Annotated in this window: 16 protein-coding genes and 1 pseudogene; 6 read left to right on the top strand and 11 right to left on the bottom strand. The window is 70.9% G+C overall.

The features are described 5' to 3' along the window. Positions 1-24 precede the first annotated feature (24 nt). Positions 25-462: an ATP-binding protein gene (locus tag ACGFNH_RS25470; RefSeq protein WP_393657390.1), complete on the bottom strand. Its 438-nt coding sequence runs from the start codon at positions 460-462 to the stop codon at positions 25-27. A gap of 88 nt (positions 463-550) precedes the next feature. Continuing rightward, positions 551-892: an anti-sigma factor antagonist BldG gene (gene bldG / locus ACGFNH_RS25465; RefSeq protein WP_055472740.1), complete on the bottom strand. Its 342-nt coding sequence runs from the start codon at positions 890-892 to the stop codon at positions 551-553. A 54-nt stretch (positions 893-946) separates the two neighbouring features. Between bldG and ACGFNH_RS25460 the strand changes: the two genes are divergently transcribed. After that, a complete protein-coding gene (locus ACGFNH_RS25460; protein WP_393657389.1) occupies positions 947-3,505 on the top strand; it encodes a DEAD/DEAH box helicase in 2,559 nt (852 codons plus the stop codon). Positions 3,506-4,029: 524 nt separating this feature from the next. On the opposite strand, the gene ACGFNH_RS25455 is transcribed toward ACGFNH_RS25460, so the two are convergent. From ACGFNH_RS25455 to ssd, 7 genes are all read right to left on the bottom strand, one after another. Continuing rightward, entirely contained in the window at positions 4,030-4,569 is a 540-nt protein-coding gene (locus ACGFNH_RS25455) for an Rv3654c family TadE-like protein (protein ID WP_393657387.1), read from the bottom strand. Then, positions 4,569-4,946 (bottom strand): TadE family type IV pilus minor pilin, encoded by a 378-nt coding sequence (locus ACGFNH_RS25450; protein ID WP_393657385.1) that lies wholly within the window; start codon positions 4,944-4,946, stop codon positions 4,569-4,571. Before ACGFNH_RS25450 ends, ACGFNH_RS25455 begins: the two co-directional genes overlap by 1 nt. Beyond that, a complete protein-coding gene (locus ACGFNH_RS25445) occupies positions 4,933-5,130 on the bottom strand; it encodes a DUF4244 domain-containing protein (protein WP_393657383.1) in 198 nt (65 codons plus the stop codon). Before ACGFNH_RS25445 ends, ACGFNH_RS25450 begins: the two co-directional genes overlap by 14 nt. Positions 5,131-5,223: 93 nt before the next feature. After that, on the bottom strand, positions 5,224-5,799 hold the full coding sequence (locus ACGFNH_RS25440; RefSeq protein ID WP_393657381.1) for a type II secretion system F family protein: 576 nt from the start codon (positions 5,797-5,799) through the stop codon (positions 5,224-5,226). A 224-nt stretch (positions 5,800-6,023) separates the two neighbouring features. Next, positions 6,024-6,986: a type II secretion system F family protein gene (locus ACGFNH_RS25435; protein WP_393657379.1), complete on the bottom strand. Its 963-nt coding sequence runs from the start codon at positions 6,984-6,986 to the stop codon at positions 6,024-6,026. Further along, complete coding sequence (locus ACGFNH_RS25430; protein ID WP_393657377.1) at positions 6,983-8,170, bottom strand: TadA family conjugal transfer-associated ATPase; 1,188 nt, start codon at positions 8,168-8,170, stop codon at positions 6,983-6,985. The genes ACGFNH_RS25435 and ACGFNH_RS25430 overlap by 4 nt, the downstream gene beginning before the upstream one ends. Next, positions 8,167-9,354 carry a septum site-determining protein Ssd gene (ssd, locus tag ACGFNH_RS25425; RefSeq protein ID WP_393657375.1) on the bottom strand — a complete coding sequence of 396 codons (1,188 nt, stop codon included), beginning with the start codon at positions 9,352-9,354 and terminating at the stop codon, positions 8,167-8,169. The genes ACGFNH_RS25430 and ssd overlap by 4 nt, the downstream gene beginning before the upstream one ends. 440 nt (positions 9,355-9,794) lie before the next feature. On the opposite strand from ssd, the gene ACGFNH_RS25420 reads away from it, so the two are divergent. Next, complete coding sequence (locus ACGFNH_RS25420; RefSeq protein ID WP_393657373.1) at positions 9,795-10,631, top strand: HAD family hydrolase; 837 nt, start codon at positions 9,795-9,797, stop codon at positions 10,629-10,631. 394 nt (positions 10,632-11,025) lie between these two features. Here ACGFNH_RS25420 and ACGFNH_RS25415 read toward each other — a convergent pair whose 3' ends face one another. Further along, on the bottom strand, positions 11,026-11,847 hold the full coding sequence (locus tag ACGFNH_RS25415) for an oxidoreductase (RefSeq protein WP_393657371.1): 822 nt from the start codon (positions 11,845-11,847) through the stop codon (positions 11,026-11,028). Between the two features lie 101 nt (positions 11,848-11,948). Between ACGFNH_RS25415 and ACGFNH_RS25410 the strand changes: the two genes are divergently transcribed. Next, the gene (locus ACGFNH_RS25410) at positions 11,949-12,965 is read left to right on the top strand and encodes an ATP-binding protein (RefSeq protein WP_393657369.1); all 1,017 of its coding nucleotides are present in this window, start codon (positions 11,949-11,951) and stop codon (positions 12,963-12,965) included. A 337-nt stretch (positions 12,966-13,302) separates the two neighbouring features. On the opposite strand, the pseudogene ACGFNH_RS25405 reads toward ACGFNH_RS25410, so the two are convergent. Beyond that, positions 13,303-14,574, bottom strand: a pseudogene (locus tag ACGFNH_RS25405) (hypothetical protein); the annotation flags it as partial. A gap of 235 nt (positions 14,575-14,809) precedes the next feature. Here ACGFNH_RS25405 and ACGFNH_RS25400 point away from each other — a divergent pair. The 3 genes from ACGFNH_RS25400 (at position 14,810) to nhaA (ending at position 20,945) form a co-directional block, all read left to right on the top strand. Next, positions 14,810-17,257: a SulP family inorganic anion transporter gene (locus ACGFNH_RS25400; protein ID WP_393657367.1), complete on the top strand. Its 2,448-nt coding sequence runs from the start codon at positions 14,810-14,812 to the stop codon at positions 17,255-17,257. Positions 17,258-17,392: 135 nt separating this feature from the next. Beyond that, entirely contained in the window at positions 17,393-19,354 is a 1,962-nt protein-coding gene (gene acs / locus ACGFNH_RS25395; protein ID WP_393657365.1) for an acetate--CoA ligase, read from the top strand. A gap of 190 nt (positions 19,355-19,544) precedes the next feature. Next, entirely contained in the window at positions 19,545-20,945 is a 1,401-nt protein-coding gene (gene nhaA / locus ACGFNH_RS25390; RefSeq protein WP_393657363.1) for a Na+/H+ antiporter NhaA, read from the top strand. Positions 20,946-21,016 lie beyond the last annotated feature (71 nt).

The raw sequence follows: 21,016 nt of genomic DNA, 5'->3' as shown, positions 1-21,016 counted from the left end.
CGGCGTGAGGCCGGCCCCGTCCCGCTACGGCAGCGAGTCCGGCGTCGTCGGCCAGCTCATGCGAATGAGGCCGCCGACTTCGCCGGCGGTCACTTCCACATCGTCGACGAGGCCGCTGATGACAGCGAGCCCCATCTCGTCCTCCTCCTCGGCGGTGCCGTCCTCTGCGGGCGGCTCGCCGTCGCGGGAGGCGGGCACCGAGCTCATGGCATGCGGCGCCTCGTCTCCCACCTCGATGGAGAACTTCTTCTCGTCCTCGATCAGCACGACCTTGACCGGGGCGGACAGGGCGTTGCTCTGGTGAAGACTCACGGCCCGTGTACAGGCCTCACCGACGGCCAGACGCACCTCGTCCAGCACGGCCTCGTCGACTCCAGCCCTGCGCGCGACCGCGGCCGCCACCAGGCGTGCCGTTCTGACGTGCTCCGGCAGAGCGCTGAACAGCAGCTCAACGGTGGCCATGCCATCCCCCTCGATCGTGCGGGCTTACTTCTCGAGGGGGGCCGGGCAGAGCCCGGAGCCCCCCGGTGACTTCCGTGCGGTGACGTCGTCAGTCGGTGGCGGCGACGGCGTCGTCGACCGAGGTGTGGATGGGGAACACCTTGGTCAGACCGGTGATACGGAAGATCTTGAGAATGCGCTCCTGGTTGCAGACCAGGCGGAGCGAGCCCTCATGGGCACGCACCCGCTTCAGTCCGCCGACCAGCACGCCGAGCCCGGTGGAGTCGAGGAAGTCGACGCCCTCCATGTCGACGACGAGGTGGTAACTACCGTCGTTGACGAGCTCGACAAGCTGCTCGCGCAGCTTGGGCGCGGTGTATACATCAATCTCGCCACCGACCTCGACGACCGTGCGGTCGCCAACGGTCCGGGTCGACAGGGACAGGTCCACGGATCCTCCAGCAGCTTGCATCGAGCGGTCGCCCCCCATGGATCGGCAGCCGCGATGGCATTCAATCACTTACGAGCAGGCGTGCACGACGCCTTGAGACCATTGTCCGTCACGCCAGTGACACACTCGTTGCCGATGGCCGACATTCAACTCCCGCACGGCGCGGGCCTGCGCCCATCCCCGCGCTCGGTCCTGGACCGGCTTACCGCTGGGGCCGATCGGGCTGCGCGCATCACTCATACGGAGCACTTGCCCCCGCGTGCGGGCCGTCATGCGGACTGGCCCACGGAGATCCGCAAGGAAGTCACGGAGGCCATCGGGCGCGCCGGAATCGGACAGCCCTGGGAGCACCAGGCGCGTACGGTCGAACACGCGCTGCGCGGAGAATCCGTCGTGGTCGCCACCGGGACCGCCTCGGGCAAGTCCCTCGCCTATCTGACGCCGGTCCTCAGCGCCCTCCTGGACGGCTCCGAGGCCGCCAACGGACGCGGGACGACCGCCCTCTATCTCGCGCCGACCAAGGCACTCGCCGCCGACCAGCGGCGGGCGGTCTCCGAGCTGTCCGCCCCGCTCGGCAGCGGTGTGCGACCCGCGGTGTACGACGGGGACACACCGGTCGAGGAGCGCGAGTGGGTGCGCCAGTACGCGAACTACGTGCTCACCAACCCCGACATGCTCCACCGCGGCATCCTCCCCGCCCACCCCCGCTGGTCCTCCTTCCTGCGCGCCCTGCGCTATGTCGTGATCGACGAGTGCCACACCTACCGGGGAGTCTTCGGCTCGCACGTCGCCCAGGTGCTGCGCAGGCTGCGGCGGCTCTGCGCCCGCTACGGCTCGGACCCCGTCTTCCTCCTCGCCTCCGCCACATCCGCGGACCCCGCCCGCGCCGCGACCCGCCTCACCGGACTCCCGGTCGCCGAGATCACCGACGACGCCTCCCCCCGCGGCGAGGTGGTCTTCGCCCTCTGGGAACCACCCCTGACCGAGCTTCACGGCGAGCAGGGCGCCCCTGTGCGGCGCACCGCCACGGCCGAGTCCGCGGACCTGCTCACGGACCTGGCCGTCCAGGGCGTCCGCTCAGTGGCCTTCGTACGCTCGCGGCGCGGCGCGGAGTTGGTCGCCCTGATCGCCCAGGAACGGCTGGCCGCCGTCGACCGCTCGCTGCCCGCCCGTGTCGCGGCCTACCGCGGCGGCTACCTGCCCGCCGAACGCCGAGCCCTGGAGCGGGCTCTGCACTCGGGCGAGTTGCTGGGCCTTGCCGCCACCACGGCCCTGGAGCTGGGCGTGGACGTCTCCGGGCTCGACGCCGTACTCCTCGCCGGGTATCCGGGCACGCGGGCGTCCCTGTGGCAGCAGGCGGGCAGGGCGGGCCGCTCGGGCCAGGGGGCCCTCGCCGTGCTGGTGGCCCGCGACGACCCGCTGGACACCTACCTCGTGCACCACCCGGACGCGCTCTTCCGCCGGCCGGTGGAGACCACCGTGCTCGATCCCGACAACCCGTACGTCCTCGCCCCCCATCTGTGCGCGGCCGCCGCCGAGCTCCCGCTCACCGAGGCCGACCTCGAACTCTTCGGGCCGGAGGCCCCTGATCTGGTTCCGCAGCTGGAGCAGCGCAAGCTGCTGCGCCGCCGCACCTCCGGCGGGGCCACCGCCTGGCACTGGCCGCGCCGCGAGCGTGCCACCGACCTCACCGACATCCGCGGCGCTGGCGGCACGCCCGTCCAGGTCGTCGAGGCGGCCACCGGCCGCCTGCTGGGCACCGTGGACGCGTCCGCCGCCCACTCCGCGGTCCACGACGGCGCGGTCCACCTGCACCAAGGCCGCACCTACCTGGTGAAGAGCCTCGACCTCGAGGACTCGGTGGCCCTGGTCGAGGAGGCGAACCCGCCGTACTCCACCACTGCCCGCGACACCACCGCCATCTCCATCCTGGAGACCACGACGGAGATCCCGTGGGGTGACTCACGCCTGTGCTTCGGCTCGGTCGAGGTCACCAATCAGGTCGTCTCCTTCCTCCGCCGGAAACTGATCACAGGTGAGGTTCTGGGCGAGACGAAGCTCGACCTCCCGCCACGGACACTGCGCACCCGCGCGGTGTGGTGGACCGTCACCGAGGACCAGCTCGACACCGCGCGGGTGGGCCCTGAACAGCTCGGCGGCGCCCTGCATGCCGCCGAACACGCCTCCATCGGCATCCTTCCGCTCTTCGCCACCTGCGACCGCTGGGACATCGGCGGCGTCTCCGTCCCGCTGCACCCGGACACCCTGCTGCCCACGGTCTTCGTGTACGACGGGCACCCTGGAGGTGCGGGCTTCGCCGAGCGTGCCTTCCACACCGCACAACGCTGGCTCCGCGCCACCCGCGAGGCCATCGCCTCATGCGAATGCGAGGCCGGCTGCCCGTCCTGCATCCAGTCCCCGAAGTGCGGCAATGGCAACGACCCGCTCCACAAGCGCGCCGCCGTCCGTCTGCTCACCACACTCCTCGCGGAGGCGCCCCCGGGGATGCATGATGCCGAGGACGGTGAGGGGCTGAAGGCGGACGACAACGGCAACGGCAACGGCAACGGCAACGGCAACGGCAACGGCAACGGCAAAACGAAACCGCAGTGATCTCCCCGCACGCCCACCCCGACCGGGACTGCGGGCCCCAATTGCGGGATCCGAACCCACCGGCCCCAACCTCCTGCCCCCAACTGCGGGTCTCGAGATAGGGACCAGGGCTCAGCGGAAGATCCCGAAGAACCCGAGGATGTTCCCTGTGACGTCCCGCGTGAGGCCACCGCCCGGATAGCAGTACGGACTGCCGTCCGGCGTCGCCGCTCCCGAGCTGCCGGGACGGACGACCCGTCCCAACCTCCCGCCCCCAACTCCGGGTTCCGAACCAGTGGTCCCGAACATCGGCCCATGGCGGCCGGTTCCGGGCAGGCCGGTTCCGGGCAGGCCGGTCCGAACCACCGGTCCCGAACGCCCCGTCCCGAGCTGCTGGCCCCGAACCACCGGTTACAGACTGCCGGTCCCGAACCACCGGTTACAGACTGCCGGTCCCGAACCACCGGTTACGGACTGCCGGTTACGACGCGGTGCCCTCACCGACCGGACTGCCCAGGGCCCGACGTTGGCACCCGCCCGGTCGATCACCCTCGACGTTGTCGCACAGCCCGCTCAGGCGCCCTTCCATCGGGCGGATCCCGGCCTCCGGCCGTCCCACGCCCGTCCGCTGCGTCGGGGCCGACGTCCGGCGCGGCAGGACCCGCTCGCGCGCGAATACGCGACCTGAACGGGCCCGACCGCGCCTCAGCGGTGAGGTCGGCGATCTCACCGGTCACCGCACAGCGCACCACCCTGGCGCCTTGAGCCGCCGCCACACGCTTCGCCTCGGCACACGCCGGCGACTGGCCCTCCAGGGCGTGGTCAGCGGCCGATAGGGCTGCCAAGTCGGCTGCCCCGCCCGCGCGATGACGCACCACCACGACCTGGCCAAGGCTGAGCATGACTGCGAACACCGCGCAGAGCGCGGAGGCCAGCACCGCCGTCCAGACGGTCGCGACACCCCGGTCCGCGGCACGGCTGAACCGTCCCGCAGTCGTGCCCGGTCCCGTGATACCGACCCGGGCCGCGAGTCTCTCGGTGCGCTCGCCGACACGGAGACGTCCCACATGCCTCAGCCGTCTCATCAGTTCTCCTCCCCCACGTCCTCGGCGAGGGCGGCGGCCTCGGCGTGCAGCCGGACCCGCAGGGGCCCGGGCCCCGCCGTGGCCGCCTCGACCCGTACGCGGACGAGATCGTCCTCGCGCGTGACGGACACCTCCGCCCCGCGTGGCGCGGCCGACCGGGCTGCCGCCAGCGTGGCCGCCCGCGGCTCCGACCGGGCTGCCGCTCGCGCGCCCGCCCGAGCGGCGTCCACGCAGTGAATCTGGGACGCGGCGGCCATCAGCCCCCAGAGCAGTACGACGGCGAACAGAGCCAAGGTCGGCAGCACCACGGCCGCCTCCGCCGTGACATAGCCCGCGTCGCACCGGTCCCGCCGCCCCAGGCGGCTAGAACTGCGCATCGAGGGCCTTCCCGATCACCGACTCCAACGCGGAGGACACCGTGCCGCTCGTCACCACCTTGTAGAGAACGGCGGCGAACCCACAGGCCGCGACCGTGCCCACCGCGTACTCGGCCGTGGTCATCCCGGCCTCCCGCCGAACCCCGTAGCGGCTCCGCACCCAGGCACCGATCTTCGCGAACATCCCAACCCCCATATGTCGTCCTGCTTGTCATCGCTCTTGCTTCTACGTCGTGGCTTCCGAGAGCCCGTCGTCTCACCAGCGGCCGACCGGCCGTCAGCCGCCGCTCAGCAGTCCGCTCGTGAGTCCGAGGAGAACGGGTGCGACCCCGACGGTCAGAAAGGCGGGGAGGAAGCACAGGCCCAGCGGCGCGGTGGCAAGAACCGCCGCGCGGCGTGCCCTCGCCGTGGCCGCTCGCGACTGCTCGGCCCGGCAGTCGGCGGCCAGTCGGCTCACCGGCTCCACGGCCGGCACTCCCGCAGCCATGGACCGCTCCAGGCAGCGCGCCAGTCCCCGTGCACCGGGAAGCTCGCCCAACCTCCCCCAGACGGCGGCCGGTTCACCACCGAGCCGCAGCTCGGCCGCAGCATGCGCGAGCTGTTCCCCGACGGGGCCACCGATCGATGCCCCCACCGCGGCAGCGGATTCTCGCGGTCCGGCCCCGGCGGCCATGCAGGCCACCAACAGGTCTGCGGCCAAGGGAAGTTGCTCCCGCACCACGGCGGCATCGTTCGAACCGGTGCGACTGGGGCGGGCGCGCCACCACTTCCGTATGCCGAAGGCCGCTGCCAGCCCGATGAGGCATCCGGGCACTCCACCCACCAGGACGTAGACCGTGACGCCTGCGGCCACTGGCGGCCATCTGTCCCTCAGGCCCGCCACATGTCCACGACTCAACCGGTTGAGTCGGCCCCGGACGACCGCTCCGATCCCCGAAGGCTGTTCTCGCCTGTCCAAGAGAGCCATCAGCCGCCGACGGGAGAGCCGCTCCCGGTGCATTCCGCATATCGCCGCGGACAGGCAGGCAGCTGCCGCGACGGCGGCCGCCATTGCCCCCAGGCTGTGGACAACGCCGCTCATGTCGCCCCCGCTCGCTCGGCACCGGCACCGGCACCGGCACCGGCAGCGGACCGCACGATGTGTGCCGTCCAGATGAGCCCGGCGCCTTCGAGGAGGAGGCCAAGTGCCAGGCAGAACCAGCCGGCCGGGGTGTGGAGCAGTACGCGCAACGGCTCGGCACCCAGGGCGCTGCCCATCAGAAGCCCGAAGAGCGGCAACGTGGCCAGCAGCGCCGCCGTGGATCTCGTACCGGCGAGCTGAGCGTGCAACTCTTCGCGCTGCTCACGCTCCGCGCGGAGCGCCGCGGCCACCCGCTCGAGACCGGTCGCCAGTCCGGCTCCCCCGTCCGCCGCGACCTGCCAGCAGGCCGCGACTCCGAGCAGTCCCTCCGCCCCTGGCCGCCGGGCCGCCTTCCGCAGCGCCTCCGACACGTCCCCTCCGAAACGGGCCGCCGCTCTCAGCGACACTTCCGCCCCACCGTTCTGGCCGACCATCGCCTCGTACAACGCCGCGTTCGGCTGCTGTCCGGCTCTCAACTCGCCCGCCACCACGCCGCACAGCTCGATCACCCCGGTCGCCGTCCGCTCACGGGACCGCCGGCGCTCCCTGCCGTGCAGCCACCGCCGGACCAGCGGCAGTGCCGCCACCGCGGCCGGCAGTGGCAGCGGGGACTCACCGAGAAGCGCGACAGCCACCCCCGCGGGAAGACACCACACCTCGCGCCCGATCCGCCCGCCCCACCAGGCCGTCAATCTCACCGAAAAGCGAGCAACTGCCCCTTTCCACAGGGACGTACGCGCGTTCCGTCCGGTGCCCATGGCGTGCCCGGTGGGTTCGGCGAACAGCAGGCGTGCCCTGCGCAGGCCCCGGTCGCGTCCGGACAGCACCCAGACGGCCAGGCCCGCGCACAGTGCCGCCGCGTACGCAGGAGCGGCCCCAACTCCTAATCCGCCGCCCGTCAATCCGCTGCCACCCGTCACAACGCACCTCCGCCCCGCGCGCACAGGCCTTCCAGCCGTGCCCATCCCTGCGCTCGCAGGAACCCGCCGGCACTCCACGACACCGCGGGGACGGTTCTGACGAACCCGGCTCCGTCCCGCTCGAGCACATGCACCTCGGCGATACGTCGTCGCCCCGCCCGGTCCCGTACGAGATGGATCACCGCCGAGAGCGCCGCCGCCAACTGGCTGTGCAGCGCCGCCCGGTCCAGCCCGGCCGTCGAGCCGAGGGCCTCGAGCCGCGCCGGTACGTCCGCGGCGGCATTTGCGTGCACGGTCCCGCATCCGCCCTCGTGGCCGGTGTTGAGCGCCATTAGTAGATCCAGAACCTCGGGCCCTCGGACTTCGCCGACCACCAGCCGGTCCGGCCGCATACGCAGCGCCTGCCGCACCAGGTCCCGCAAGGTGACACGGCCGGTGCCCTCCTGGTTGGCGGGGCGTGCCTCGAGCCGCACCACATGCGGATGGTCGGGCCTCAACTCCGCGGAGTCCTCTGCCAGAACGATGCGCTCCTCCGGGCCGACGAGACCCAGCAGCGTGCTGAGGAGCGTGGTCTTGCCGGAGCCCGTGCCGCCGCTGATGAGAAACGACAAGCGTGCGTCCAGCATCGCCGCGAGCAGCCGCTCGCCTCCTGGCGGCACGGTGCCGGCGGCGACCAGCTCCGCCAGGCCGAACGCTCGTGGCCGCACCACCCGCAAGGACAGGCACGTCGAACCGACGGCCACCGGCGGGAGCACCGCGTGCAGCCGCGTCCCATCCGGCAGCCGGGCGTCCACCCATGGGCGGGCGTCGTCCAACCGCCGCCCCGCGACGGCGGCGAGGCGCTGCGCCAGCCTGCGTACGGCACCGGCATCGGGGAAGCGCACGTCCGTGCGCTCCAGTCCGAGTCCACGGTCCACCCACACCTGATCCGGTGCGGTGACCAGGACATCGGTGACGTCCGGCGCTGCGAGCAGCGGCTCCAGGGGACCGCTGCCGACGAGTTCGGACCGCAGCCGCGCGACCACACCGAGCACCTCGGCGTCGCCCAACAGCCGCCCCTGCTCCCGTAATACGGCGGCTACGCGTGCCGGGGTCGGTTCGTCGCCGCTCTCTGCGAGCCGCACCCGGACGGCGTCCACCAACTGCGGCGACAGGGCGGGCGCTGCGGGGCTCAAGACGCTCATCCCGTCACACCCCCGTCAAGCCCACGGGCCGCGCCGGTGGAGACCCTCTTACCGGCCCGGGAGTGGTCGCCCGCCCCGGCCGAGGCGGCTGCCGCGTCCGGCAAAGCCTGCGACCAGAACCGCGCACAGAACTTCGCCAGCGGCCCCCGCAGACTGCTCCCGGGCGGAGCACCCGCGCCGAAAGCGCCCAACAGACTTGGCTCCGCAGCTAGTTCACCCGCAAGAGGCAGGTCGAGCAGCCGCGCGATCTCCTCGTCATCGAGTCCGGAACCGCACGGTCCGCGCACCACCACCCGAAGATCCCGCACCACCAGGCCCACCGATGACGCCACCCTGTGAGCCGACGCAACAGCCCGCAGTTCGGCGGGCACCACGATGAGCCCGACATCGAGTTGGGCGAGGGCTTCAGCCACACCGTCGTCAATCCGGCGCGGCAGATCGACGACCACGACACCCCCGCGCCGCCGAGCGGCGGACAGCACCGCGCGCATCGCCTCAGCCGGAACGACGACCGCATCTCCGCGGTCCCAGCTCAGGACGCGGAGCGAGTGCAGTTCAGGGAGCGATTCCTCCAGCGCCCCGCCACCTACTCGACCGCGTGATTCGGCGAATGCGGGCCACCGCAGTCCCTCCGCCGCCTCCCCGCCCAGCAGTACATCGAGACCGCCTCCCAGCGGGTCTCCGTCGATGAGCATCGTGCGCCGGCCCGAGCGGGCCGCGCTCAGGGCGAGTGCGCAGGCCAGCGTGCTCGCACCTGCCCCACCGCGCCCCCCGATCACCCCGACGGTCAGGGCCTGTCGGCCGACGCCCTCCGCCGCGTCGGCGATCCGGTCCACGAGCCATGTCTCGGCATCGGGGAGATGCAGCACATGGTCCGCACCGATGCCCACCGCCTGCCGCCAGATCTCGTGGTCGTCGAGGTCCCGGCCGATGAGCAGCACCCCTTCTCTGCGCACCGCGCCCCGCAGGCGGTGCGCCGCGTCGTCCCCGACGAGGACGAGCGGCGCCCGCTCCCAGCGCCCCCGCTCCGCCGGCAGCCCCGGCGCGACCTCCGGCTCCGCACCCGCCGCCGCGCACAGGCGCAGCAGGTCGTCGAGCAGTCCCTCGTCCTCCGTGACGATCAGCGGTCGGCCCGGCTGTCCGCCCGCGGCCTGCCGCCCATCGGATGTGGTGGTTCCCGTCACGGTCCCCGTCCCCTCTCACGTCGCACTCTCACTCCGCGAACACCGCGGGGAATCACCGTGCAGTGATCCGTGAAATCGTGGGGATCTTGGTCAAATACTGTGGACAACTCGTTGGTTGTGAATAACCCGCTCACCTGTCCCGGTGACTCCCCCTGCGCAGCCTGGCGATTACGCTGCGTGACATGTCAGGGTGATCGCCGACGACGAGCACGCAGAGCGCGGAAGGGCGGCAAGGTCAGTGAGGGACGGCGAAAATGCGTCCGGACATGCGACGACCCCCGCCGGGGGGGAGAGCGGGGGTCGTCCCCACGGCCGACTCGGGGGGGGAGGAGCCGGACCGGGTTAGCACGGTCGCGAACGATCCGTGACTTCCATGGTGTACCCGAGAGCCTTCTCAGGCAAACCCACGCGCCAGAGCTTACGCCGAATGGCGGGCCCCTATGCTCACCCTCGTGGAAAACCACTCCTTGCCGCGCACAGCCGCCTTCTTCGACCTCGACAAGACCGTCATTGCTAAGTCGAGCACGCTGACCTTCAGCAAGTCCTTCTACCAAGGCGGCCTGATCAACCGCAGGGCCGTACTGCGCACTGCTTATACGCAGTTCGTCTATCTCATCGGCGGTGCCGACCACGATCAGACGGAGCGGATGCGCCAGTACCTCTCCGACCTGTGCCGCGGCTGGAACGTCCAGCAGGTGCGGGAGATAGTGGCCGAGACCCTGCACGAGCTGATCGACCCGATCATCCACGACGAAGCGGCCTCCCTCATCGAGGAGCACCACACCGCAGGACGCGATGTGGTGATCGTCAGCACCTCGGGCGCAGAGGTGGTCGAGCCGATCGGCGAGCTGCTCGGCGCCGACCGTGTGGTGGCTACCCGCATGGTGGTCGAGGACGGCCGCTTCACGGGCGAGATCGCGTACTACTGCTACGGGCCGACCAAGGCGGAAGCCGTCGCCGAGCTGGCCGCGAGCGAGGGCTACGACCTGGCGCGCTGCTACGCGTACAGCGACTCCGTGACCGATGTCCCGATGCTCGAAGCCGTCGGCCATCCGCATGCCGTCAACCCGGACAAGGGGCTTCGCCGCGAAGCCGTAGCCCGCGGCTGGCCGGTGCTCGCCTTCAACCGTCCGGTCCGGCTGAAGCAGCGAGTGCCCTCCCTGTCCATGCCGCCGCGTCCGTACCTCGCCGTCGCGGCGGCGGTGGGCGCGGCGGCCGCGACAGCCGGTCTCGTCTGGTACACGAGCCGCCGCCGCGCGGCCTATGCCCGTATTTGAAGTTAAAAGTAAAGATCTGCAGGCAGGGCTTCCGCTTAATCTGCGGCAGGAGTACAAAGAACGTAACGGCCCGCGAGACCAGGGATATCCGGGAGGATCTTCCCTTTAACGCACCAAGGCCCCACGGACCGCGCATGGAAGTCGGGCACCCACGCGACGCCGACCCGTCGAATACGGGCCAGCCGCACCAGGTGACGGGCAAAGTTCCCGACCTGATGGGCGAATATCGAGCACGCACTGGTAACCGGACGGACATGCCAGCGGCGGTACCAATTGGTACCGCCGCAACTCTGTTTCAGGAATCACTGATTCCGGTGCCGCCGGGGCCATCACCGGCACAACCAGCCGCTCCCGTCGCGCCCTGCGCACTGCCCCGGCTCCCCGGCTCCCCGGCTCAGGCAGCGCCGCGCTGCAACGCCTCGCACACCGCCGTGCTTTCCCTGACGCCCAGCTCCACCGCGCGACCGCAGTGCGTGATCCACCGCGCCATCCCCTCCGGCGTACCGGAGGCGTAGCCCTCGAGCGCCGTGACGTACGCCTCGGCGCCCAGCTCCGCGTGCCCCACCTCCGCCGGGCAGATCGACTTGGGGTCCAGTCCGCTGCCGACGAGGACGATCCGCTCCGCGGCCCGCGCCACCAATCCGTTGGACGACGCGAACGGCCGCAGCGCCAGCAGTTCGCCGTGCACCACCGCGGCCGTGACGAGCGCCGGCGCCTCGGTCCCGGCGAGCAGCAGGTCCGCCAGCCCCTCCAGCCGGCCGGCCACCTCGTCGGCGTCCGGAAGCGGCAGCGTCACGAGGGGTTCGGCGGCCTGCTCGCCCGCCTGCCGCGGACGGCCCACGGTCTCGTCCGGCGCGGCGCCGCCCGCCGCCACCAGGTGCAGCCGGGCCAGCGCCCGCACCGGGGACTGGCGCCAGACGCCGAGCAACTGGCCGGACTCGGCCGTCAGCCGCAGCGCCGCCCCGACCGTCCTCGACTCGCCCTCGCCACTGAAGTCGCTGCGGCGGCGCACCTCTTCTAGATCCCAGTCGGCGCCCGACAGCGCCGCCGAACCGCGCGCTCCGCGCAGCGCCGCCTCCGAGGTGATCTCGTTGCCGCGGCGGCGCATCACCCGGTGGCCGTAGACCCGGTCGACGGCCTTGCGCACGGAGTCCACGGAGTCGGCCACGCCCGGAAGTCGGGCGAGAGCGGCGAGGGGATCGGCATTCGTACCCATGGGCAGGAGCCTACGCATCCTGCGGACCCACCCCTCGAAGGAGTGGTCTTCCTCACGGAGATCACGTACCGCGAGCGGCGGGCGCCCTAGGCTAGGTGAACATGAAGATCGCTTTCGTAGGGAAGGGCGGCAGCGGCAAGACGACGCTGTCCTCACTGTTCATCCGCCAGCTCGCCGCGTCCGGAATTCCGGTCATGGCCGTGGACGCGGACATCAACCAGCACCTCGGTCCCGCCCTCGGCCTCGATGAGGACGAGGCGGCGAAACTGCCCGCCATGGGCGCCCGGCTGCCGTTGATCAAGGACTACCTGCGCGGCACGAACCCACGGATCGCGTCCGCCGACACCATGATCAAGACGACCCCGCCGGGCGAGGGCTCCCGTCTGCTGCGGCTCCACGAGGACAACCCCGTCCACGCCGCCTGCGCACGCCCCTTGGACCTCGAAGGCGACGCGGACGTACGCCTGATGGCGACCGGTCCCTTCACCGAGTCCGACCTCGGCGTCGCCTGCTACCACTCGAAGGTCGGGGCGGTCGAACTCTGCCTGAACCACCTGGTGGACGGCCGGGGCGAGTACGTCGTCGTCGACATGACCGCCGGCTCCGACTCCTTCGCCTCCGGGATGTTCACCCGATTCGACACGACCTTCCTGGTGGCCGAGCCGACCCGCAAGGGCGTCGCCGTCTACCGCCAGTACAAGGAGTACGCCCGGGACTTCGGCGTCTCGCTGCACGTCGTCGGCAACAAGGTGCAAGGGCCCGACGACGTCGACTTCCTCCGGGAGGAGGTGGGCGAGGACCTCCTCGTCACGTTCGGGCACTCCGACTGGGTGCGCGCGATGGAGAAGGGCCGCCCGCCGCGCTTCGACACGCTCGAACCCGCCAACCGCGCGGCACTCCGGGCCCTGTACGAGGCGGCCGACGCGTCGTACGAGCGGCGGGACTGGGAGCGCTACACCCGTCAGATGGTCCACTTCCATCTGAAGAACGCGGAGAGCTGGGGCAACGCGAAGACGGGTGCCGACCTGGCCGCCCAGGTCGACCCCGCCTTCACGTTGAACGAGAGCCTCGCCGCCGACCGTCGGCCGGCGTCTAGTCCCGCTCCTCAGCCCGCTTGACCGACGGCCGGGACTTCCGGGCCGGGGCATCCTTGGCCGGACGGGTCCCGGCGGCGCGGACCGCGACCGCCTGGGCTTCGACCGGCAGCCACTTGATCGCCGAACGGGACTTCGCCGAACGGGACTTGGCCGGCACCTTCTGCGCCGATGTCTTCGCCTTGGCGGACTGGTGCTTCCCGGACGGAGTCCCGTTCTTCTCCGCCTGCCCGCTCCTGGCGGCGGCCCGCTCCTCCAGCGGGACGGCCCGGTCGGACGGGCGTCGCGACGACGACTTGGCCTTGGGCGTCGGGCCCTTGCCGGACGCCTTGGCCGGGGACCCGTCGGTGACGGACGACGTCGCGCCCGCGGGGGCAACGGGCCGATCGGACATGAAGCTCTCCCACCCCTCCGCGGGGTCCTTGCCGACATCGAGCGAGCGCAACCGGGCCAGCACGGCGGGGTCCTGTGCGTCCATCCAGTCGCTGAGCTGCTTGAAGGTCACACAGCGCACGCCGTCCCTGCGGCACACACGCTTGATGGTGTCCTCCACGGCGCGCATGTAGGTGCCGCCGTTCCAGGACTCGAAGTGGTTGCCGATGAACAGCGGGGCGCGGTTGCCGTTGTAGGCCCGTCCGAAGGCGGCCATGAGCCCGTCGCGCATCTGCTTGCCCCACATCGTGTGACGTGAGGGCTCGCCCTTGGTCGTACCCGACTGGTTGGCGAGGAAGTTGTAGTCCATCGACAGCGTCTCGAACCTGCGCCCCGGCATGGGAACTTCCTGCAGCGGGAAGTCCCAGAGGCCGTTGATCTTGTTGGGCCAGACCTGCCGGCCGCCGGACGAGCTGGCGTCGTAGCGGAAACCCATCTTCTTGGCCGCGGGGATCAGGTTCTTCTGGCCCTCGAGGCAGGGTGCGCGGCCGCCGACCAGTTCCTTGCTGTAGTCGAAGGGAAGGGGCGCCTGCCGCTTCAGGCCGGTGTTGGTCCTCCAGCGCTTCACGAACTGCTCCGCCTGCTCGATCTCGCTCCTCCACTCCGCGGGCGACCAGGTGCCGACGCCACCGTTGGGGCCGCAGAAGTGGCCGTTGAAGTGGGTGCCGATCTCGTTGCCCTCGAGCCAGGCGAGGCGGACCTGTTCCAGGGTGTCGTGGATTCCCTTGACGTCGTTGAAGCCGATGTCGGATGCGCCGCGATCGTGCTTCGGCGGGGCGTAGAGCTCGCGCTTCTCGTGCGGCAGGACGTAGACGCCGCTGAGGAAGTACGTCATGCGGGCGTCGTACTTCTTGCCGATCTCGCGGAAGTGCGAGAACAGCCTCTGGCTGTCCTCGCCCGCGCCGTCCCAGGAGAACACCACGAATTGCGGCGGCCGTTCACCGGGGCGGAGTTTGCTGACCGCGGGCTGGAGCGGCTGGCGCCCCGTGTCCGCCGTGGACCCGTCACCGATCAGCCGGACCTTTGAGGCGGCCGCCCCTTTGGGTACGGAGAAACGTTTCTGCTCGTCACTCCGGTCCCGCTTCGTGACGACACCGCCGGAGCAACTGCTGACCGCCAGGGCGATCGCCGACGTGGCGACACCCAGGAGCACCTTCTTCGGGGCTGCCATAGCACCTCTCCTCCTCGCGCGTGCGGACATCACCGCGACACACCGTGGCATGACCGAGACGGAGGATTTGTACGACAGGCTGAAGAACATACATATTCACTCTATTGACGTAACTACATGGCAGTTTGCCCCCAATGGACATCTTTGGCCTTTACCTTGCGTTACGATTCTTTTACCGAGTGTTGAGGATTGCCATCCCGCCGCTGCATGCCGTGACCCACGGCCGCCTGATCGCGACCGCGCCGCCCCGGAGGAGACGGGAACCATGTCTGCCTGCTCGCCCACGCCCCTCGACGGCCCCAGTCCCGCGCACCGTTCCGCGCGGTCGCAGGAGTCCCCCCCGACCGAGCCGAACTCCGGCTTTTCGCAACGGAGTTCAGCATCCGGTTCGGGCGCCCGCCGACCCGGTGGCCGCTTCCCGGTCCACCCCGCCGACCTCTCGGCCTCGATCACCGTCTTTCTCATCGCGCTGCCGCTCTCGCTCGGCATCGCCCTTGCCACCGGGGCGCCGCTCCAGGCCGGCCTGGTCGCTGCAGCGGTCGGCGGGATCGTGGCGGGGCTGCTGGGCGGCGCACCGCTGCAGGTCAGCGGTCCGGCCGCCGGGCTCACCCTGATCACCGCGGACCTGATCCATCTGTACGGCTGGCGCACCACATGCGCGCTCACCGTGGTCGCCGGCGTCGCCCAAGTCGCCCTGGGATGGGTGCGGGTGGCCAGGTCGGCGCTGGCGGTCAGCCCGGCCATCGTGCACGGCATGCTGGCCGGCATCGGGGCGACGATCGCGCTCGCCCAGCTCCATGTCGTGCTCGGGGACAGCCCGCAGAGCTCGGCGGTCGCCAACGCCATCGCTCTCCCCGGTCAGTTGGCGAACCCGCATCCTGCGGCGCTGTCGGTCAGCGTTCTCACCGTGGCGACGCTGCTGCTCTGGCCGCGGCTGCCCGGGAAGCCGGGCCGCGCCCTCCGCAAGGCACCGGCAGCCCTGGTGGCCGTGGCGCTGGCGACGGCGTGCTCCGTGCTGGCGGGTCTGCACCTGCCGCAGGTCGAGCTGCCCTCCTGGCGCAGCCATGCGCTGCCCGAGACGCCGCAGGGTCCCGTACTGGGGATGATCGCCGCGGTTCTCACCATCACCCTGGTGGCGAGCGTGGAGTCACTGCTGTCCGCCGTGGCCGTCGACAAGATGACGGCGGCCCGGAAGGGCGCCCCGGACGTGCGCGTGCCACGCGCCAATCTTGACCGGGAGTTGCGGGGCCAGGGCGCGGCGAATGTCGTGTCGGGCCTCCTGGGAGGCCTGCCCGTCACCGGTGTCGCCGTCCGCAGTACCGCGAATGTGGCGGCCGGTGCGGTCAGCCGCGCCTCGTCCGTGATGCACGGCGTCTGGGTGCTGCTGGCCGCGGGGCTGCTGGTGAGTGTGCTGGAGCTGATCCCGCTGGCCGTGCTCGCCGCGCTGGTCATGGTGGTGGGCGTGCAGATGGTCAACCTGACGCACATCCGCAGCGTCCGGCGCCACCGCGAGGTCCTGGTGTACGCGGCGACGGTGGCGGCCGTCGTGCTGCTCGGCGTCCTGGAAGGCGTCGCGGTGGGCGTCGCCGTCTCGGTGGGGGTCGCGTTGCACCGGCTGGCACACACCCGTATCGCCGTGGAGGAGCAGAACGGCGGCGCGTACCGGGTGCTGGTGCGGGGGCAGTTGACGTTCCTGGCGGTGCCGCGGCTCAGCCGGATCCTGGGCCAGCTGCCGGACGGGGCGCGCGTGGTGGTCGAGCTGCACGGCTCGTTCATGGACCACGCGGCGTACGAGACGCTGCAGGGCTGGCAGGACGCGCACGCCGCGCACGGGGGCGCGGTCGAGATCACCGGCCGGGGGCGCAGGATCGCCGAGCCGGCGTCCGCGGCGGTGCACAGCTGCCGCCCCTGGACGCCCTGGCGCAACCACGCCTGCACACAGCCGCCCGCGACCGGGTTCGGGGGCAGCGGAGATCGTGAGGGAAACCGTCAACTCGCCAGCGGGCTCAGTGCCTTCCAGAGAAACACCGCGCCGTTCGTCCGTGAGGACCTCGCCCGCCTGGCGCGGGAGGGTCAGAGCCCGTCGCAGCTCTTTCTGACGTGCGCGGACTCCCGGCTGGTCACCAGCATGATCACCTCCAGTGGTCCGGGCGACCTCTTCACGGTGCGCAATGTCGGGAATCTGGTGCCCCCGCCCCTCGGATCCGCGGCGGCCGGGGGCGGAAGGACGGGCACGGCCGTGGTGGTGGAGGGCGGCGACGACTCGGTGGCGGCCGCCATCGAGTTCGCGGTCGACGTCCTGGAGGTCCGCAGCATCACGGTGTGCGGACACTCCGGCTGCGGAGCCATGAAGGCGCTCCTGGGCGCGATGCCGGACGACCGCAGGACATCGCTGGGGCGCTGGCTGCGTCACGGCCTGCCCAGTCTGGAGCGGATGACGGGCAGACAAGGGGCAGCGAGTCCGCGGATCGCGGGCAGGGAGGCGACCGACCGGGTCGAGGAGCTGTGTCTGGCCAATGTCGTGCAGCAGCTCCACCACCTGGCCGCGCACGAGTCGGTGGCGCACCGGCTGGCCGACGGCTCCCTCGAGCTGCACGGGATGTACTTCCACGTGGGCGAGGCCCAGGCCTATCTGCTCGACGAGAACGCCGAGGTCTTCGCGCCCGTCGCCGCCAACCCGCCCGAGCTCACGGAAGAGCCGCATCCGGTGTGACCCGAACCGCCGCACCCGTCACTCACCAGGATCTTCGACAGGTCTAAACCAATTGAACCGGAAACCCTTGTCACCTGGCCGACTGACTGATGAGCTATGGCGTGGGAACAAGTCACCCTGGGATTGGGAGATGCCGTGAGCAACGAGAGCCTGGCCAACCTTTTGAAGGAGGAGCGACGGTTCGCCCCGCCCGCCGGTCTCGCCTCCGCAGCGAATGTCACCGCGGAGGCGTATGAACGGGCCAAGGCTGATCGACTGAGCTTCTGGGCCGAGCAGGCGCGCCGGCTGACCTGGGCCACAGAGCCCACCGAGACCGTCGACTGGACCAACCCGCCCTTCGCCAAATGGTTCGCCGACGGCAAGCTCAACGTCGCGTACAACTGCGTCGACCGGCATGTGGAGAACGGCCTCGGGGACCGGGTCGCCATCCACTTCGAGGGCGAGCCGGGCGACACCCGCACCATCACGTACGCGGAACTCCAGCGCGAGGTCTCCCGGGCCGCGGGCGCCCTCACCGAGCTGGGTGTCCGGGCCGGTGACCGGGTCGCCATCTATCTGCCCATGATCCCCGAGGCGGTCGTGGCGATGCTGGCCTGCGCCCGTATCGGTGCCCCGCACTCCGTCGTCTTCGGCGGCTTCTCCGCGGACGCGCTCGCCACCCGCATCCAGGACGCCGACGCCCGTGTCGTCATCACCGCGGACGGCGGCCACCGCCGCGGCAAGCCCTCCGCGCTCAAGCCCGCCGTGGACGAGGCACTCACCCGGCCCGGCACGGAGAACGTCCGCAGCGTTCTCGTCGTACGCCGCACGGGCCAGGACGTGGACTGGACCGAGGGCCGCGACGTGTGGTGGCACGAGGCGGTGGACCGCCAGCCCGAGCAGCACACGCCCGAGGCGTTCGACGCCGAGCACCCGCTGTTCATCCTCTACACCTCCGGCACGACCGGGAAGCCGAAGGGCATCCTGCACACCACCGGCGGCTACCTCACCCAGACCTCCTTCACCCACCACGCCGTCTTCGACCTCAAGCCCGAGTCGGACGTCTACTGGTGCACCGCCGACGTCGGCTGGGTGACCGGCCACTCGTACATCGTCTACGGGCCCCTCTCCAACGGCGCGACCCAGGTCCTCTACGAGGGCACCCCGGACACCCCGCACCAGGGCCGCTGGTGGGAGATCGTGCAGAAGTACGGCGTCACGATCCTCTACACCGCCCCCACCGCCATTCGCGCCTGCATGAAGTGGGGCGACGACATCCCGGCCAAGTTCGATCTCGGCAGCCTCCGCGTGCTGGGGTCGGTGGGCGAGCCGATCAACCCCGAGGCCTGGATCTGGTACCGCAAGAACATCGGCGGCGACAGGACGCCCGTCGTCGACACGTGGTGGCAGACCGAGACCGGCAGCATCATGATCAGCCCGCTGCCCGGTGTCACCGACACCAAGCCGGGCTCGGCCCAGGTCCCGCTGCCCGGCATCGCCGCGACCGTCATCGACGACGAGGCCCATGAGGTGCCCAACGGCGGCGGTGGCTACCTGGTCCTGACCGAGCCGTGGCCGTCGATGCTCCGCACCATCTGGGGCGACGACGAGCGGTACAAGGACACGTACTGGTCCCGGTTCGAGGGCCGCTACTTCGCGGGCGACGGGGCCAAGAAGGACGACGACGGCGACATCTGGCTGCTCGGCCGGGTCGACGACGTCATGCTGGTCTCCGGCCACAACATCTCGACCACCGAGGTCGAGTCGGCGCTCGTCTCGCACCCCAAGGTCGCCGAGGCCGCTGTCGTCGGGGCGACCGACCCGCAGACCACCCAGGCGATCGTCGCCTTCGTGATCCTGCGAGGAACCGCGTCGGAGGACGAGGGCCTGGCCGAGGAGCTGCGGTCCCACGTCGCCAAGGCGCTCGGCCCGATCGCCAAGCCCAAGCGGATCCTGCCGGTGGCCGAACTGCCCAAGACCCGCTCGGGCAAGATCATGCGGCGCCTGCTGCGCGATGTGGCCGAGAACCGCACGCTCGGGGATGTCACCACGCTCACGGACTCCTCCGTGATGGAGCTGATCCAGAGCAAGCTCCCGTCCGCTGCCAGCGAGGACTGACGGGCCGGCGACGGTCGTACGGATCGAGGGGCGCTCCGCTTCCGGCGGGGCGCCCCTCATCCGTTCCGGCTAAGCTGAGCGGCAGTCGCGTCAGAGTTGCGACAAGAAAACAGGGTGTGCCGGGAAGTCTGGTCGGCAGGTGCTCGAGCTGTGTCCCGGCCCGAGGGCCTTGACCGTCCCCGACCGGAGGATGAACCCCGTGGCCTCGCCCCAGTCCCGTAAGTTCCTCGGACGTCTCACGCTCCCCGAGCGGATGTTTGTGGCGGACGCGTTGCGGGCCGAGACCGTGGGCGGCGTCCTCCTCCTGACCGCCGCCGTCGCGGCCCTGATCCTGGCGAACACCCCCCTCAGCCATGTGTACGAGGACATCCGGGACTTCCGGTTCGGCCCCGAAGCGCTCCACCTCCACCTCTCGGTCGAGTCCTGGGCGCAGGACGGGCTGCTGACCGTCTTCTTCTTCGTCGCCGGTATCGAGCTCAAGCGCGAGCTGGTCGCCGGTGAGCTGCGCGATCCGAAGGCCGCGGCTCTCCCCGTCGTCGCTGCGGTGTGCGGCATGGTCGCCCCGGCGCTGGTCTACGCGGCCGTGAACGCGGCCGGCGGCGGGGACTTGGGCGGCTGGGCCGTACCGACCGCCACGGACATCGCGTTCGCGCTCGCCGTGCTCGCGGTCATCGGCACCTCCCTGCCGTCCGCCCTGCGTGCCTTCCTGCTCACCCTCGCCGTCGTCGACGACCTGTTCGCGATCCTCATCATCGCGATCTTCTTCACCACGGACATCCACGTCCTGCCACTGGTCCTCTCGGTCGCCGGGCTGGTCCTCTTCTGGTTCCTCCATCGCAGGGGCGTGCGGGGCTGGTACGTCTACGTGCCGCTGGCCCTCGTCGTCTGGGCGCTGATGCACGCCGGCGGGGTGCACGCGACCGTCGCCGGTGTCGCGATGGGCCTGATCCTGCGCTGCACGGTCCGCGAGGGCGAGAAGCAGTCGCCCGCGGAACACATCGAGCACCTCGTACGGCCTCTCTCGGCAGGCATCGCGGTACCGCTGTTCGCCCTCTTCGCGGCCGGGGTGACACTCTCCGGGGAAGCTCTCGCGGACGTGTTCACCACACCGGTGCCGCTGGGCGTCGTCCTCGGCCTCGTCGCCGGCAAGACCATCGGTGTCTTCGGCGGCTCCTGGCTCGCCGCGCGCTTCACCCGCGCCGAGTTGAACGAGGACCTGGAGTGGGCCGACGTCTTCGCCGTCGCCTCGCTCGCCGGCATCGGCTTCACGGTCGCGCTCCTCATCGGCGACCTCGCGTTCACCGACGACCCCGTCCTCGCCGACGAGGTCAAGGCGGCCGTGCTCGTCGGCTCACTCGTCGCGGCGCTGCTCGCGACCGTGCTGCTCAAGCTGCGCAACGTCAAGTACCGCAAGCTGTACGAGGACGAGGAGCGCGACGAGGACCACGACGGCATCCCCGACATCTACGAGATGGACGATCCGGAGTACCACCTGCGAATGGCCGCCATCCACGAGGCGAAGGCCGCGGAACACCGGCGGCTTGCCGAAGCGGCCGCCGCCCGAGGCACGAACGACGCCGGTCCGGCATGATCTGGAGGGCAACCGGCCGGCCGGCACGCTCGAAGGAGTTGAGCGGCCCCGCGTACGGAAGCAATGGAAGC

Source organism: Streptomyces sp. NPDC048639, assembly GCF_043199075.1.
Taxonomy (GTDB): Bacteria; Actinomycetota; Actinomycetes; order Streptomycetales; family Streptomycetaceae; genus Streptomyces.
The sequence above is the reverse complement of the archived record's forward strand: the minus strand, read 5'-3'. Positions and strand labels throughout refer to the sequence as shown.

Coding starts and splice junctions, on each gene's coding strand:
- ACGFNH_RS25415 (WP_393657371.1), bottom strand. CDS start 11,847: ATGGGTACGAATGCCGATCCCCTCGCCGCTCTCGCCCGACTTCCGGGC.
- ACGFNH_RS25410 (WP_393657369.1), top strand. CDS start 11,949: ATGAAGATCGCTTTCGTAGGGAAGGGCGGCAGCGGCAAGACGACGCTG.
- ACGFNH_RS25420 (WP_393657373.1), top strand. CDS start 9,795: ATGCTCACCCTCGTGGAAAACCACTCCTTGCCGCGCACAGCCGCCTTC.
- ACGFNH_RS25455 (WP_393657387.1), bottom strand. CDS start 4,569: ATGAGACGGCTGAGGCATGTGGGACGTCTCCGTGTCGGCGAGCGCACC.
- ACGFNH_RS25430 (WP_393657377.1), bottom strand. CDS start 8,170: ATGAGCGTCTTGAGCCCCGCAGCGCCCGCCCTGTCGCCGCAGTTGGTG.
- ACGFNH_RS25470 (WP_393657390.1), bottom strand. CDS start 462: ATGGCCACCGTTGAGCTGCTGTTCAGCGCTCTGCCGGAGCACGTCAGA.
- ACGFNH_RS25445 (WP_393657383.1), bottom strand. CDS start 5,130: ATGTTCGCGAAGATCGGTGCCTGGGTGCGGAGCCGCTACGGGGTTCGG.
- ACGFNH_RS25460 (WP_393657389.1), top strand. CDS start 947: ATGGCATTCAATCACTTACGAGCAGGCGTGCACGACGCCTTGAGACCA.
- ACGFNH_RS25400 (WP_393657367.1), top strand. CDS start 14,810: ATGTCTGCCTGCTCGCCCACGCCCCTCGACGGCCCCAGTCCCGCGCAC.
- nhaA (WP_393657363.1), top strand. CDS start 19,545: ATGAACCCCGTGGCCTCGCCCCAGTCCCGTAAGTTCCTCGGACGTCTC.
- ACGFNH_RS25450 (WP_393657385.1), bottom strand. CDS start 4,946: ATGCGCAGTTCTAGCCGCCTGGGGCGGCGGGACCGGTGCGACGCGGGC.